Genomic DNA, 15128 nt, shown 5'->3' on the forward strand with positions numbered 1-15128 from the left:
GAATTTTAAGGCAAACGAGACCCGTTTCAAGCCATGCCGTACACACGCATTCTGTTAGTATTACTGACCATTTCCGTCATTTTGCCCGTTTCGGCGCAAGAAAGTGTTGACTCAGCCTCCAAGTTCATTGAATTCGATGATACCCCCCTGATAGAAGATATTGTACTGCCCGACTGGTTTAAGTTGAGTTTCCTGGAGCTGGATGCCGATATTGAAGATCTCGTACAAGGGAAAAAACAAGGGTTGATACTGTATTTTGGCCAAAAAGATTGCCCCTACTGCAAAACCCACTTAGAGAAAAATTGGCGCGACAGGGGTATTGTATCTTATACACGGGAACACTTTGATGTGGTTGCCATTGATGTTTTGGGACAGCGCGCGGTGGTGGATGTCAAAGGCCGCAGACACGCCTCCGAAAAAGCGTTTGCCAATTCACTGAAAACCCAGTTTACTCCCACATTGTTGTTTTATGATGGGACGGGAAAAGAAGTTTTGCGTCTATCCGGTTATTACCCGCCTTATCAGTTCAGGGCGGCATTGGAATACGTGGCAGACAGGCATTATAGGCGCGAAACGCTGAGAGACTATTTGAAACGCGCTGAAGGTGTGGCCGGATTTGATGAAAGCGAGCTAAACACGCACCCCAGTTTCAGCAGTCCGCCCTACGCATTGCAACGCAATCGCTTTAATGCCTCGCAACCCTTAATTGTGTTTTTTGAACAGGCTAGTTGTCATGCTTGTGATGTTTTACACAGTGGTCCCCTTGCGGATCCGGGCATACGTAAACAACTGCAGGGATTTGAAGTGGTGCAATTAGATATGGATGCTGAAACAGCGGTTGTGACGCCAGAGGGTACGCGCAGCACTGCCAGGGCTTGGGCTCGGGACTTAGGGTTATATTATGCGCCTACACTGGTCTTTTATAATGAATCCGGTAGCGAGATTATGCGTGTGGATTCTGTTATACGATTTTATCGTCTCAAGAACCTGCTGACCTACGTCTCAAGTCGGGCTTATGAAACCGAGCCCAGTTTTCAGGTTTGGAGACAAAAAACCCGCAGTCGCAAGTCCAGGTTGGAATCCGGCAGGCCTTGACGTTTGTCGATGACTTAAGGGTTCATTAGCCTGTTTGAGTGCCGCAGTCGCGATTTATCTGAGATGTGTCTAAAATTGAAGGGTAGCTCCGCATTTTACTTAAGTAGTGGAAAAGTTCCTAAGATCCCGACCCTCTGATCTGGGCAAATATTAATCAACCGTGTATTGGGAGTTTCCGAGCAGCAGTAAGAGGTCAATGGCTTTTTGGGGTTTTGCTGTCGTTAAGTACTTACGTGTTGTCGGTGACCGGGTTGTCACGCTGTTTGCATTCCCTATCTTAAGAATAGTAAAATCCTTTAACGGGGCGACAAGCAAACCGTATGCAGTACCGGCCTATACATCAGTCGGTTTCATAGCTTCGCTGCATAGGTTTTTTCAAAAGTACTTGCAGATATGAGACTACTACCTTCCTGGTTACAAATTACTCCTTTTCGAGTACAGAACCATTTTTCGGTGAGCCGAGGTATCTCTCAGGCGAAACTCAGTAATACGTTGGCTTATAGAATGTTGCAATTAAAGCGGTTCGTTGAGAATAATCTATTACAGCTTTTGGTGCTGGGAGCTGTGATAGTTGGATTGATGACCATTAGTTATTTGGCATCAGAAGAGGAAATGATCGGCACCGATGCAATTGAACAAGCCGGTCGTCTATCAGAACAAGAAGCGGTTTACCTGGATGAAATCAAAGCGGAAAGCAGTCGTGTTATCGAAGCCGGCAGTCAATTTGATAGTGGCGCTATAAAGGACTTAGTTCGAAAAATAGAAAATGTCTCTCCGGGTAAATTGGGAGTGGAACATACGGCTTTGCAGTTAATCCAGGATGATAATTGGAGCAATGATCTGATTATTTCGCTGGCTCATGGATGGATTACACTTAGTAAGTCACAACAGTTTATTCACAAGCAAACCATATGGTTTCAATTGTTGGAAAATTCCCTGACACAAAAATTGTTAGAGGAAGAGACTGCTTCCCCCAGCGAATCTCAGGAAGAGCATCGAGAGTTGTTGAAGTCATTGGCATTGCATCTGGCCATCGACCTGGAGGCTGCTGCCAATGCGTATGCGCAGAAAAAGGGCGCTGTAAATAGTAATGAGACTTCTCATTTACAGCGTGTATCCACAACGAAAACCGAGGAACCGGCCACCCCGCGTCCCACCCAAACGTCTGCATCAGGCGAAACAGTGAAACAGTCCGCTCAACCGCAATTAGCACGTTTTGATGAAGAGGGGTTTATAGATTTAAGTTCGGTGGAGGAGTCAGAGGTGAAGCCATCGGTTTTAAACCGAATAGTCAGAACCAAACCGGTGACGGTAACCGAAGTGGAAAATATCATCGACACGGAAGCTCTGCGCAAACAACAAAATCAGTTAACGAATACGGAAGCCCGAAAAATCACCAAGCAATTTGTGGATTATTATCAGGCCGGTGATATTGATAAGTTTGTTTCGCTTTTTTCGGACAATATATTAAGCAACGACGTTAATAGCATTGCCGCTTTGAGAAAGGAATACACTGCACTGTTCAAAGGTACCAAAACCCGAAAAATGATTGTGCATAATGTTAAGTGGACTTTCCAGGACAACAAAGCTGAGGGCAGGGGGAGTATGGTGGTGAATGTTCGTAGCGGCGATGCGGCGAAACCCAATATTTTTCAAGGAAAAATACACCTCATTTTGGAAAAAAACCAAGAGCGTGTGACTATCACCCGCTTATTTCATGAAGTGAAATAGCCAGGCTTTTTGCCTGACTATCTGGCTCCGCGCAACACATTGGCCACTCGGGTATTGTTGTGTCGCAGTGCCAGTTCCAGTGGCGTTAATTGATTTCTTCCTGCTCGAATTTTTGGATCGGCTCCTTTTTGCAACAAGAATCTGGCCATATCTGAATTGCCTCTTTGAGCCACCAAATGCAGCAAAGTGAAGTTATCCATTTCATGATGACCGTTGATATTGACACCGCTGAGTAACAGTTGATCCGCCAATTCATATTGTTGATTGAATATCGCGTAGTTGAAGCACTTTAGATACAATAAACCGGTTTTAACACGAGACAGACGGTTGCCGCGAATAGACGTTAACTCGCGGAACTTATCCAAATTTCCCAGCCCGGCAGCCAATTCCGGAGCATCGACATGTGCGCCTTTTTCCACCAATAGACGGGCACTGGCCGTATTTCCATAATGCAAAGCCACACTTAATGGAGAACCTGCATAGACTGACATTGAACTTTCCAGGGATGCGACACCCAGGTAGGGGACGGTAGATTTATCTGTCGCACCTTTTGCGTGGATGTCCGCACCGTGGGCTAACAGGGTCTTGATCAATTCCAGATCATTGCTCTGTGCAGCCAGATGTAAGGGAGTAGGACCACTTTGGTAATTCAGGCGGGCGTCCACCGGACTGCCCATATTGATGAGAGTCTCTGCGACCATGGTGCGGTTGCGAATATGTGCCGGTGGTTTGGCCAGGATATGCAATAGGGAGTGCCCGTCTACGTCACGGGCATTAATTAAATAGGGGTGTTGTTTTAGTACTTGTTGTACTTTCCCGGCGTCACCGTTGAGTACTGCCGCAGTGGCACGGGAGAAATCGTTTCCTTTGGATTTTCGTGCCGGGAGTTGGCAGGCAGTTAATGCCAGGAGTATAAACATAATGAGTAGTGTTTTCGTCCATGGCAGGGTTTTGGTAACCATGCACAAACAATGGTTGTGAGAGCATGAAGTCGATTGGTGCGTTGCAATACTGAGAATCATACCGGTACGTTTCGTTGAAAATGGTTTTGTGTGAGATTATTAAATTTTGGCTTAGGTTTCAATTTTCCTGCTATCATTAGCGCTGTTATGGGCGTTTTTCAAGGACTGGAATGAAACTTCATCAATTGATTGTGGGGTTGCTTTTGTCAGGGGCAACTTTATGGTGCCTGGCCGATGTAGTGCATCATGAGATGAACATAACACTACAGCCGCAACAATCGCGCATAGAAGTGGAGGATGTTCTAACTTTACCCGGCGCTGCCGGCATGCTTAAGGTTTTGGAATTTGAATTGCACAGTGACCTTGCGCTTCAAGCCCACCCCCAAATCAGCAGGGTTGAAACGGGAATAGCGGGATCCATACCGGATGGCGAAGTCCCGCGAACACGCTATGCCATCAGCATGCGGTCCGGTGTGAATAAGATCAAGCTGAAATATTCCGGGATTATCCAACACGAATTGCATGCTGCCAAAGAATCGGATCGAAGCTTTTCCCAAACAGCAGGTCTTATTGACGAGCGAGGTGTTTTTTTAGCCGCATCAACGCTATGGTATCCCCAGATCGCTGGGCATTTAATGAGTTTTGAAATGCGGGTCAATTTGCCGCAAGGCTGGACCAGTGTCACCCAAGGCGAACGAGAGGGTGCTGCCACAGCTCAGACCACCTGGGTTGAAAAAAATCCACAGGATGAAATCTATTTACTGGGCGGGAAATACACCTACTACGAACAGGCGGCGGGAAGGGTGCAAGCCCAGGTATATTTGCAAAAACCTGACGCTTCCCTGGCACAAAAGTATCTGGATGTTACCGGTCAATACATCAGGATGTATGAAACGTTATTGGGTGACTATCCATATGGCAAATTTGCGTTGGTGGAAAATTTCTGGGGTTCGGGTTATGGCATGCCATCATTTACCCTGTTGGGCGGTCAAGTGATTCGCTTGCCGTTTATTCTGCACTCTTCTTATCCTCACGAAATACTTCACAATTGGTGGGGTAATGGTGTGTATGTTGACTATTCCAGTGGCAACTGGGCCGAGGGGCTCACCGCGTATTTGGCGGATCATCTGATCAATGAGCAGCGAGGTAAAGGTCGCAGCTACCGCCGTGATACTCTGCAAAAGTACGCGGATTTTGTCGTGGAGGGGCGTGATTTCCCTTTGACGGAATTTGTTTCGCGCCACAATGCATCTTCATCCGCTATTGGATATGGCAAAACCATGATGTTTTTTCATATGCTCAGAATGCAACTGGGAGATGAAAAGTTTACCGCTGCACTGCAATCATTTTATCGGCAGTTTCGCTTCAAGCGGGCCTCTTTCGGAGATTTGGAAAACGTGTTTTCCAAATCCTCGGGGCAAGCCTTGCAAGACGTGTTTCAGCAATGGACCACACGCAGTGGTGCACCTGAGCTCAAATTGGGAAAAACCCGGGTACGCAAAGACGCCGACGGGTATAAGACGACCGTCACCATACAACAGTTGCAAAAACAAGCGGCGTATCGATTGCAGCTGCCGGTTGTTTTGTACGGTAAGGATAAAAATGCGGTTTTACGTAAAGTTTTCTCTATTGATGCAAAGCAACAGTCAATATCGGTATATTCTTCCTTTGAACCATTGCGCTTAAGCATAGACCCGGATTTTGATGTGTTTCGGCGTGTGCATAAAGCGGAAATACCCGCGGCTTTATCACAAGGATATGGCGCTGCGGATGTATTGCTTGTACTGCCTTCGAGGGCGTCAAAGTCTTTGCTGGCAGCTTATGAAAAACTGGCACGCAAATGGAGCGAGGATCAGGAAGGACGCTGGAAGGTGAAATTGGATTCGCAACTAAAACGACTGCCAAGCAAAGGCGCCGTGTGGCTCCTGGGATGGAATAACCGTTTTAACTCTACCATATTCAAAGCATTAAACTCACAAGGCGTGCATTTTGACAAAAAGGGTAAAACTTCATCGGTAAGGTTGAATAACACCCGGTATCAGTCGACACGGCACTCGTTGGTGTTGTCGACAAAACTCTCGGAAGATCAACCCATCTTGTGGTTAGGCGCTTCCAGCCCGGAGGCGTTACCCGGTTTGACACGCAAGCTGCCCCATTACAGTAAATACAGTTACCTTGCTTTCGAAGGTGAAGAACCTGAGAATGTACTAAAAGGCCAATGGCCGGTGCTCAACAGCCCCATGACAGCCGGTATGAAACAACATAGCCGGGTTCCGCAATACAATCAGGCCCCACGCCAAGCATTGGCGCAATTACCCGGGGCATTTTCTTCCGTGTCCATGGTGAAAACCATTACTGCCCTGGCCGGCGAAGCGATGGCGGGGCGTGAGTTGGGCAGCGCGGAGTTAGATCAAGCCGCAGATTTTATCGCGCAACAATTTCAAAATGCCGGGTTACAAGCCGGTGGTGATAAAGGCAGCTATTTTCAGGATTGGGTTGAAGACGTGGGGGTTCCCAAGGGGCGTTTACGCTTGCGTAATGTCATTGGCATATTGCCGGGGAAGAATCCGGCAATGAAGCAGCAAACAGTGGTGTTGGGGGCGCATTACGATCATTTGGGTAAGGGTTGGCCGGATGTTCACCAAGGGGATGAAGGAAAGATTCATTATGGGGCGGATGATAACGCCAGCGGTATTGCCGTCATGCTCGAAGTGTTAAATAAAGCCAAAACGTGGCAACCGGAACGCGCCATTGTGTTTGTGGCTTTTAGTGGTGAAGAAGCCGGCAGACGTGGCTCGTTGCGTTATGTGAATACCCGCAGCGCTTTCCCGCCGGAACAGATCTTCGCCATGCTGAATCTGGATACGGTGGGACGGCTCGGTAGTCAGGCCCTGACAGTATTTGGGACCGGTTCGGCCAAAGAATGGAAAACGATGTTTCGCTTTGTGGGCATGGCCACCGGTGTCAATATACGTCCGGTCGCTGATGATTTCGGTTCCAGCGATCAAAAGAGCTTTCTGGATAAGGGTATTCCTGCAGTACAGTTTTTTGGCAGTGTTCACGAAGATTTTCATCGCCCCGGAGACCGGGTGGATAAGATCGATACTGCCGGTTTGGTTAAAGTGGCTGCTGTCGTCAAAGAAACGATGGAGTATTTGGCGCATCGTCTCGATCCTTTGACGGTGACCTTGGTCTCAGGCAAGGGACAACAACCACACGGGCCACAAGCTGCCGGCAAACAAGGGCAGGGAAAACCGGCAGGTCGTAAAGTCAGTTTAGGAACCATTCCCGATTTCAGTTATGCAGGGGTTGGGGTGAAAATAAGCGGTGTCAATTCCGGTTCGCCGGCGCAAAGTGCAGGCTTAAGCGGCGGCGATGTCATTGTCAAAATAAACGCTGCCGTTGTCAAAAATTTGCGGGATTTTGCTGCTGTGCTACGCCAAGCAAAAGTGGGTGATCGACTCCGTATTCAATGGCTGCGTAACGGTAAAGAGCAACAGGGCGAAGCGGTATTGGTTGCGCGCTAGCAGGATTGCAGCGACCCGGAGTGTAAACAAGCGGCTAGTGGCTAGGGGTCATTGACGCTATACTGAGATTATGAACCTGTATTCCAATGTAACTGTATATACGGTGGGCCACAGTAATTTGTCTACGGAGGATCTACTGTATTTATTGCAGAGTTTTTCCATAGACGTGGTGGTGGACATACGTGCTTATCCTCAGTCCAAGCGCTTTCCACATTTTAATGGGGACGTGTTGCGACACCGTATTGAAGCAAACGGTTTGGTGTATCATTGGGCCGGACGTCAGTTGGGCGGGATGCGCAAACCTACACCCGGATATCACTCGCCTCATATTGCGTTACAAAGCGAGTTCTTTCGCGCGTTCGCCGACTATATGGAAACTGCAGCGTTTCAAAAAGCGGTACAGCAATTGTGCTCTATGGCCGCAGCATCTAAGGTGAGTCTGTTGTGCGCGGAGCGACTGGCACACGATTGCCATCGTTCTTTGATCTCTGATTACTTGTTATTACAGGGGGCGAAGGTTTTGCACATTAGTGCGGCAAATACCTGTTATGAGCATCAGCTCAGTGAATACGCTAGACGCGAATCACAGCAATTGATTTATGATCGAGCTGTCAGCGGTCAGTTAGACTTTTGAGAGGTCGTATCATGTATAAAGATAATATTAGAATGCCGACACAAACCGAAGCGCTGCCCGGTCGTGACGAAGCCATGGTGGTGTGTGAAACTCATCATGTTAATGGTAACCGCATTGTGGCTCCCTTTCCTGAGGGCACAAAACCGGCTTTGTTCGGCATGGGCTGTTTTTGGGGAGCCGAAAAAAAATTTTGGGAGTTGGACGGGGTATATTCCACCGCGGTTGGATATTGTGGCGGGTATACGCGCAATCCCAATTACGAGGAAGTCTGTTCCGGGTTGACCGGCCACAATGAGGTTGTTCAAGTGATTTACGATCCGGAGAAAGTGTCTTACGCCAGACTTTTGAAGGTGTTTTGGGAGTCACACAATCCTACCCAAGGGATGCGTCAAGGTAATGATTACGGTACCCAATACCGTTCAGGGATTTACACCTATGACGAGAATCAACTTATGGATGCCATTAATTCCAGTCGTGCCTATCAAGAGCTGTTAAGTGAAGAGGGCTATGATGAGATTACGACGGAAATTAATCAGGCCACTCGGTTTTACTATGCGGAAGATTACCATCAACAATATTTGTCTAAGAATCCTCAGGGTTATTGCGGTCTTGGTGGTGTGGGTGTTGAGCTGGTGTCTATTTAGTAATCATATTTATTCCAACAGCATGTCTATGCGCCGTTGAATGCCCGGCTTGAATGAGCGTTCTATGGATACAGTAATAGATCCGCAATACTGTCTTTCCATTGTGCTTCGTCAAAGCGTAAACGTTTGTCCATGTCCTCAGCGTCGGCTTGGGTGTCTTCGATCCACTCACGAACGAAACTGCCGCCGTTGATGACGTCGAAAGGCAGGCGCTCATGTTCGTATTCATACGCGTGGCGGCTCCACAGGTCATAGTCAGGATACAACGCTTTTATGGCCTGTAGGAACACCAGAGTCAGGCGAAACGGGAAAAATTGCTGATGCTGATATCCGTGATAATCCGTGTGTACTTGGAATCCCTGGCAGAGTGTTCCTTTGTGTTTGTGGAAGGTGGGTTCAAAATAGCAGGGACGAATTTTCACCCCTTGCAGCCATTGAGGTGCCCTTTGTTGCATCTCCGTTAACACCGCCAAAATGTCGATATCCGGTGCGCCCATTATTTCCAAAGGAACGGTGGTACCGCGACCCTCGGAAAGAGTTGTTCCTTCGATTAATACCGAGCCGGCGTAAAAGCGCGCCATATTCAATGATGAGGCGTTTGGGCTGGGGTTTACCCAACACAGTTCTCCGCTGGGCCAGCCGTATCCCGGTGCCAGTGTGGGATCGTAATCTTGCATGCTGATGATATGTAAATCCACATTGAGCCGATGATGTTTCACAAACCAGCGGGCCATTTCTCCCATGGTCAGTCCATGGCGCATGATGACTTGGCCTGCGCCTACAAATGACTCCCAGCCTTCCAATAATAGGGAGCCTTCAACTGGACGCCCGGCCGGATTGGGGCGGTCCAGTACCCACAAGGACTTGCCATGTTCCTGACAGGCTTCCAGCATATACAGCAAGGTGGTGATATACGTGTAAATACGGCATCCCAGGTCCTGAATGTCAAACAGCACCACATCACAGCTGTCCATCATGGCTGCGGTAGGACGCCGGACCTCACCGTAGAGGCTGAACACAGGGATACGATGGATGGGGTCTTGGTAGTCCGGCGATTCGATCATATTGTCCTGTTTATCCCCACGCATTCCGTGCTGCGGGCCAAATGCGGCACACAGTTGGAGGGTATTAATGCCACACAAGGCATCCAGGCTATGTTGTAAGGATTGAGTTACCGATGCGGGATGGGCGGCTAAAGCGAGGCGCTTACCCGACAGTTGCGATTGCAGTTGTTTGTCCTGCAGGAGACGATCGATTCCTAATTGCATGGGGCTAGTATAGTCCAATCGGAGAATGCAGTGTAAGTCTTTGAGAAAATTTCCATTTTCTAAAGCATCAGGATAAAGCTATCGCGCTGATGAAAATCCGGTCTGTCTTGGGTATGTTTGAGTGCGTAGTAAAACAACTGCCCTTGTCGGTCTTCCATGACGGCACTCAGTCCCAGGCGCAACTGTGTGTTCGCAAGCGCCGGTGGTAATGTCATTCTAACCCGGAGTAGTTTTTCCCGTTCTCTGAACTCCAGTTGAGGGGCTTGCAGGTTCGCCACCGCTTGGGGTCGGCGGTAGTCACTAAAGAAATATACATCCCACACACCGGCAGGGGAAAAATTATATTCCCAGTAGGCGGTATTTTCAGCGTCGGCGAGAAAACATTCCAAGCAGGTATGTTGCCACAGGTTGTTACCGCGACCAAAGGGGGCTGCCTTAGGCCATAAAATGGCGGATGTATCACCCAGGATGCGATAGTTGAGCGACAATATTCCCTGCTTTTGTCGCGCCTGTGCAACAATACGAAAGGGTAGATCCGGGTGGGTATCGTAGGGTAGCAACTCATATTGGATCGAATCTAAATCTTTCATATTTCTCGCTGTTTTCAAATTGATGGGAAACGCTAAAACTATTGAATCCAATTGGAGTTGAGCTAGCAAAAAAGGGTAGAATAAAATAAAGCGGAAGAGGGGGAATTGTCTTCTTTTTTGCAATAATATTATTTATGAGCCAATAATAAAAATTTATGATGTATTTTTCTAGTGCGGACGGTTGATTATCCATTAGCTAAAGCGTTTCAAGATGTATAGGTATTTCGGATGAGTATGCAATTTCAACGCACTGCGGATCTCACTGTCATGTTTGCGGATGTGGCAGGGAGTGTGGGTCTATACACCTCGTATGGTGATATAAGAGCCCACCGCATTGTTACTGACTGCTTGCAAACAATGTCTAGTCTCATTTCCAAAAATCACGGGCGCGTCGTGGAGACCATTGGAGATGAGGTTATGTCCGTGTTTCCCAATCCGGATACAGCCATGAACGCAGCGTGTTCTATTCAGGATGCAGTTCAAATCGACAGTGAATTGGGATTTCCGTTAGGAGTACGTATCGGTTTTCATCAAGGGCCCACAGTAGTGGATAATGGCCATCCGTTTGGCGATACAGTGAACGTGGCAGCACGAATGGTTGCCATTGCCAAAGCCGGTCAAATTCTCATTTCGCAACAAACCTTTTTACGTTTATCCCGGGAAAATCGTGCCAGAACCCGGCATTTCAATCGCATACTGCTAAAAGGAAAAATCAGTCCAACGGATATTCATGAGGTAGTGTGGGATGATATGGACAGCACCAAAAGTTATGTCAAACGCCACAGCCACAGCTTTAATCGTCAGCAAGTGGCCGGGGTGCGCATTACTTATGGGGCCAAGACGCTGGATGTCAGTGAGTTTCAACCGGAAATTTCTCTGGGGCGTTCCGAGCATTGCGAAATTGTGGTGGAATCCGAGCTGGCTTCACGGCTGCATTCTTCCTTGCAGTACCAGCAGGGCAGGGTAGTGCTGACCGATAAGAGTACAAACGGTACATTTGTACGTACTCAAAATGGTAAACGACAAAATGATTCTTTGTCTTTGCATTTGCATCATGAGGATTGGCTCATGCAAAGCAAGGGGGTTATTAGTTTGGGTGAACCCATTACCGCTGATAATGAACGGCTGATATTTTTTGAGTGTTTTTAAGACCTAACTTACCTGACGCTCCAAATCCATCTGTAAGCTACATTGAGACGGCACTTACATCCCTCGCGACTCCTTCACGGTCTCATAGGCTTTCTTAATTTCCTGAGTTTTTTCCGTTGCCAGCTTCATCATTTCCTCGGGTAAACCCTTGGCCACCAGTTTGTCCGGGTGGTGCTGGTTCATAAGGCGACGGTAGGCTTTTTTAACCTCGTCATTGTCAGCGGATTTGGTCACTCCCAAAACAGCATAAGCGTCGTTGAGTGTGGTTTTCGCACTGGGCCGGCTGGTTGCCCGGTAGTCGTAGGAAAAATGCTGTTGCGCTTGAACCATTTTGATGAGTTGTTCCATCACCATGCCAGGAAAGCCCAACTGGGCACCGATATGTTTGAGGGTATCTTTTTCTTGCGGGTGTATCACATCGTCGGCCAGTACGGTGGCGATGAGAATTTCCAAAAACATTTGCATCAAATTGCGACGCTGGTGACACTCTCGTTTAAATTGTACCAGGATGGCATCTACGTCAAAATCTGATGACTTGCCTTGCTGGAATAAACGAATAGCGATATTCCTTTGCTCCGTATCCAGTTGCATCTGGTCCATGACCTGGCGCGCCAATTGAATCTCACTCTCGGACACCCGACCGTCGGCTTTGGCCAAGTAACCCATGACAGAAAATGTGGCGGTAAAGAATACAGTTTGAACCCGTTCGGTGTCTTCCGGTTCGTCCAGTTCGAGTCGATTCAGGCCCTTGTCCAGTTGATGGCCTAACGCAGCACCTAAAGCGGCGCCAATAGGTCCACCCGCCATAAAACCAAATGCACCACCTACAATTTTTCCCCACCAGCTCATGAAAATCCTAACCTGTAATCAGCAGATGTCTCTGCACACCGCATTTTATTGTTGTTGAACCGAGTAACCCTTTTTCTGAAGCAGGGCTACTATACCATCCTTTCCGACCAGGTGTCCCGCTCCAACTACGACGAAGTAGGTGTTGGAGCGTTGCAGAAAGGTTTCTATTTTCTGCGCCATTTTTTTGTTACGTTGAGTGAACATCAGATCCTGAATCTGTGCCAATTGCGGGTATTCTTTTTCGGGTTGTTCTACGAGCATGGCAGCCAGCGTCTTAGCATCGCCATTTTGCCAGGCGGAAACGATTTGTTTGATTTGTGAATCCATTTGCGCAAATTGTATGAGAGTATACTTAAGAAATGCCTCCTGGTTCGGCAGGTTAAAAAAAAGCTCCAGTTGTTCCTGGGACGACTCCAACTCGACAATACTCATCTCCGGATATTTTTCCGCGCGACGAATAAAGTGCAAATCCAGTCCGTACTCCGGTAGAAAGCCCATGCTGACCATTTTCATGATACTCAAAGTCATGGCCAGAAAACCGGGGCGGGTGTTAAGAAACCCTTCCGGAGGCAGCCCTTGCTTGCGCACAAACGTATCCAATAGCGAGAGGGTTTCTTGATCGACATGCTTTTGCAACGAATCTCCCGGCGGATAGATTCCCTTGGCGAGAATGGTTTGCTGCATTTCGATTTCACTAATATTGTTGATGTTCACTTCAACCGCCAAAATCGATGCGTTTTTGAAGGCTTTTTCCACCTCCGGTCTTAGCGGATAGAATTCGGGTTTGGCAAAGTGAATGGAGCCGAATAAGTACACCACGGATTTTTCCGATTGTACTTTCCACAAAAAGGATCGCGCCTCCACATTTTGGGAGGTAAAAACGGCAAGGCTGGAGTGCAGTAACAAAAGAGTTACGAAAACAAATCGGAATTTCATATTTGTCCTGTTGAGCATCGGTTTCAGTGGGATTTTAACCAAAATGTAAATAGATTGCCCGGTTTGTTTGTGCCAAAACGCACAAAAATCAGGTTCGTTCGGATTTAAATGAGTCTTGTCGGTGTAATCGGGTAAACCCGGCGCAATCGCTTAGGCAAAAAGTCGACACTTTTAGGGAATTGTTTTCCGGTGGAAATTTAGCAGTATGGTATCGAAAAATGTATTGTGTAGCGGATTGGAGCTGAGTCTGTTGTTATTACGTTTATCGGGTGGGTAAAACAAGCCCACCCGAGGGTTGATGTTTCGGTGATTTGATGTTTTGGTGTAAAGTTGTTCGGCTTGCTTAAGCGTTGATTGTTACATTCCGCCCATACCGCCGCCCATACCGCCACCCATACCGCCCATGCCACCACCGCCCATACCGCCGCCCATTCCGCCCATGGCTATTCCTCCACATTGAGTTGGTTGATACTGCAGGTTACACTTGCAAACTGGTTTTTCGCAAAGTAATAAAAGCTCCATTTAATTATTGGTCGGTAATGCATGCGAATCAAGTAAATTAACGAAATATATAAGTTTACTGTATTACTTTACTATTATTTGCAGCTATATAAGAGTGATTTCTGTGTCAATCAAAAAATACAATGACGACGCGATTAATAAACAACGTATGGTTCCGGATATAGCGCCAGGTTTTGTTGTTTTTATATTTGGAATTCGCATTAATAAAATCTGGATGCTGCATAAATGGATTCCTGTCGTCCGTTCCTTTAAGCGAATGCTCAGTGAGTTGCAAGAGCATCCGGAATGGGGCTTGTTACATTTTGATTATTGGTCAGGAAATCCAAGAGTCAGTGTTCAATATTGGCGCTCTTATGATGATTTGCTGGGGTATGCGCGAGACAAAGGCGCACGTCACTTTCCGGCTTGGTTTAATTTCAACAATGAAATCAGCGGCAGTGGTGCGGTTGGCTTGTGGCATGAGACCTTTGTGGTGCAAGAGGGAAGCTTTGAAGCGGTTTATAAAAATGTGCCAGCCTTGGGAATGGGAAAGGCGGGTGGTTTGAAACTGCGGGATGGTCCGAAAATCTCATTGCGAAGCGGGAAAACGGAGCTGTGAGGTGTTAAACCACACAGCTCCAATTCATTGTAATTCAATTAATGGTGATTTCTGTTTTTTTGGCTTTTTTAACTTCCAGTTTGGGTAAAGTCAATTCCAGTACTCCGTCTTTAAAGTTGGCTTTGACTTTGTCCTTGTCGATGGCTTCGCCTAAGCGCATGCTGCGGCTGAATTTGCCGTAGTGACGCTCATGTCGTAAAACCACTTCACCCTCTTTTTCTTCGATTTCACCTTTCGTTTCTGCGCTGATGGTGAGCATATCGTCCTGCAGATTGACGTGAATGTCTTCCTTCATAACGCCGGGAAGATCAGCCTTAATGAGATATTCTTTATCCCGTTCCTTGACATCAATGGCAGGGCAGTGTTTGAGTCCATCACCAAAGGTTTGTTGCATGGGGCGGAAGAAACCTTCAAACAGGTTTTCAAAGGGCTCGTCAAACCAGCCCCAGCTGAGTCCTTTACTCGGAGATTTTCGAAGTTCTTTCATGATACACCTCCTTCGATTTCTTCAATTTAAATTCCCCCTAAACAATATATACACCATGTATTGCTTCGGGGCCTTGATGCAGCTCATGTTCTTATAAAATTACATGGGGATTAGAGAAAGTTTTTCAAGGGTTGGA

At 47.4% G+C, this 15128-nt stretch carries 14 protein-coding genes; 7 read left to right on the forward strand and 7 right to left on the reverse strand.

Features of this window, described 5'->3' with window-relative positions; translation table 11 throughout:
* The first annotated feature begins 33 nt into the window (after positions 1-33).
* Both OEY58_13020 and OEY58_13025 read left to right on the forward strand, forming a co-directional pair.
* Complete coding sequence (locus tag OEY58_13020) at positions 34-1095, forward strand: thioredoxin fold domain-containing protein (GenBank protein MDH5326376.1); 1062 nt, start codon at positions 34-36, stop codon at positions 1093-1095.
* 393 nt (positions 1096-1488) lie between these two features.
* Positions 1489-2826 carry a hypothetical protein gene (locus OEY58_13025; GenBank protein MDH5326377.1) on the forward strand — a complete coding sequence of 446 codons (1338 nt, stop codon included), beginning with the start codon at positions 1489-1491 and terminating at the stop codon, positions 2824-2826.
* A gap of 17 nt (positions 2827-2843) precedes the next feature.
* Here OEY58_13025 and OEY58_13030 read toward each other — a convergent pair whose 3' ends face one another.
* Positions 2844-3788, reverse strand: a complete 945-nt coding sequence (locus tag OEY58_13030; protein ID MDH5326378.1) for an ankyrin repeat domain-containing protein — start codon at positions 3786-3788, stop codon at positions 2844-2846.
* A 170-nt stretch (positions 3789-3958) separates the two neighbouring features.
* On the opposite strand from OEY58_13030, the gene OEY58_13035 reads away from it, so the two are divergent.
* From OEY58_13035 to msrA, 3 genes are all read left to right on the forward strand, one after another.
* Positions 3959-7315: a M20/M25/M40 family metallo-hydrolase gene (locus OEY58_13035; protein ID MDH5326379.1), complete on the forward strand. Its 3357-nt coding sequence runs from the start codon at positions 3959-3961 to the stop codon at positions 7313-7315.
* A gap of 70 nt (positions 7316-7385) precedes the next feature.
* Complete coding sequence (locus OEY58_13040) at positions 7386-7949, forward strand: DUF488 domain-containing protein (protein ID MDH5326380.1); 564 nt, start codon at positions 7386-7388, stop codon at positions 7947-7949.
* Positions 7950-7960: 11 nt separating this feature from the next.
* Complete coding sequence (gene msrA, locus OEY58_13045) at positions 7961-8593, forward strand: peptide-methionine (S)-S-oxide reductase MsrA (GenBank protein ID MDH5326381.1); 633 nt, start codon at positions 7961-7963, stop codon at positions 8591-8593.
* A gap of 62 nt (positions 8594-8655) precedes the next feature.
* Here msrA and OEY58_13050 read toward each other — a convergent pair whose 3' ends face one another.
* A complete protein-coding gene (locus tag OEY58_13050) occupies positions 8656-9861 on the reverse strand; it encodes a DUF1343 domain-containing protein (GenBank protein MDH5326382.1) in 1206 nt (401 codons plus the stop codon).
* Between the two features lie 59 nt (positions 9862-9920).
* A complete protein-coding gene (locus tag OEY58_13055; protein MDH5326383.1) occupies positions 9921-10451 on the reverse strand; it encodes a DOMON-like domain-containing protein in 531 nt (176 codons plus the stop codon).
* 228 nt (positions 10452-10679) lie between these two features.
* Here OEY58_13055 and OEY58_13060 point away from each other — a divergent pair, with 228 nt between their 5' ends.
* The gene (locus OEY58_13060; protein MDH5326384.1) at positions 10680-11600 is read left to right on the forward strand and encodes an adenylate/guanylate cyclase domain-containing protein; all 921 of its coding nucleotides are present in this window, start codon (positions 10680-10682) and stop codon (positions 11598-11600) included.
* A gap of 54 nt (positions 11601-11654) precedes the next feature.
* Here OEY58_13060 and djlA read toward each other — a convergent pair whose 3' ends face one another.
* From djlA to OEY58_13075, 3 genes are all read right to left on the reverse strand, one after another.
* Positions 11655-12449 carry a co-chaperone DjlA gene (djlA, locus tag OEY58_13065; GenBank protein ID MDH5326385.1) on the reverse strand — a complete coding sequence of 265 codons (795 nt, stop codon included), beginning with the start codon at positions 12447-12449 and terminating at the stop codon, positions 11655-11657.
* 45 nt (positions 12450-12494) lie between these two features.
* A complete protein-coding gene (locus OEY58_13070; protein MDH5326386.1) occupies positions 12495-13385 on the reverse strand; it encodes a TraB/GumN family protein in 891 nt (296 codons plus the stop codon).
* A 357-nt stretch (positions 13386-13742) separates the two neighbouring features.
* Entirely contained in the window at positions 13743-13907 is a 165-nt protein-coding gene (locus OEY58_13075; protein ID MDH5326387.1) for a hypothetical protein, read from the reverse strand.
* Between the two features lie 103 nt (positions 13908-14010).
* On the opposite strand from OEY58_13075, the gene OEY58_13080 reads away from it, so the two are divergent.
* Complete coding sequence (locus tag OEY58_13080; protein MDH5326388.1) at positions 14011-14505, forward strand: DUF4188 domain-containing protein; 495 nt, start codon at positions 14011-14013, stop codon at positions 14503-14505.
* Between the two features lie 34 nt (positions 14506-14539).
* Here OEY58_13080 and OEY58_13085 read toward each other — a convergent pair whose 3' ends face one another.
* Positions 14540-14992, reverse strand: a complete 453-nt coding sequence (locus tag OEY58_13085) for an Hsp20/alpha crystallin family protein (protein MDH5326389.1) — start codon at positions 14990-14992, stop codon at positions 14540-14542.
* Between the last annotated feature and the right edge of the window lie 136 nt (positions 14993-15128).

The organism is Gammaproteobacteria bacterium (assembly GCA_029882975.1).
In the GTDB taxonomy this organism is placed as follows: domain Bacteria; phylum Pseudomonadota; class Gammaproteobacteria; order SZUA-152; family SZUA-152; genus JAJDNG01.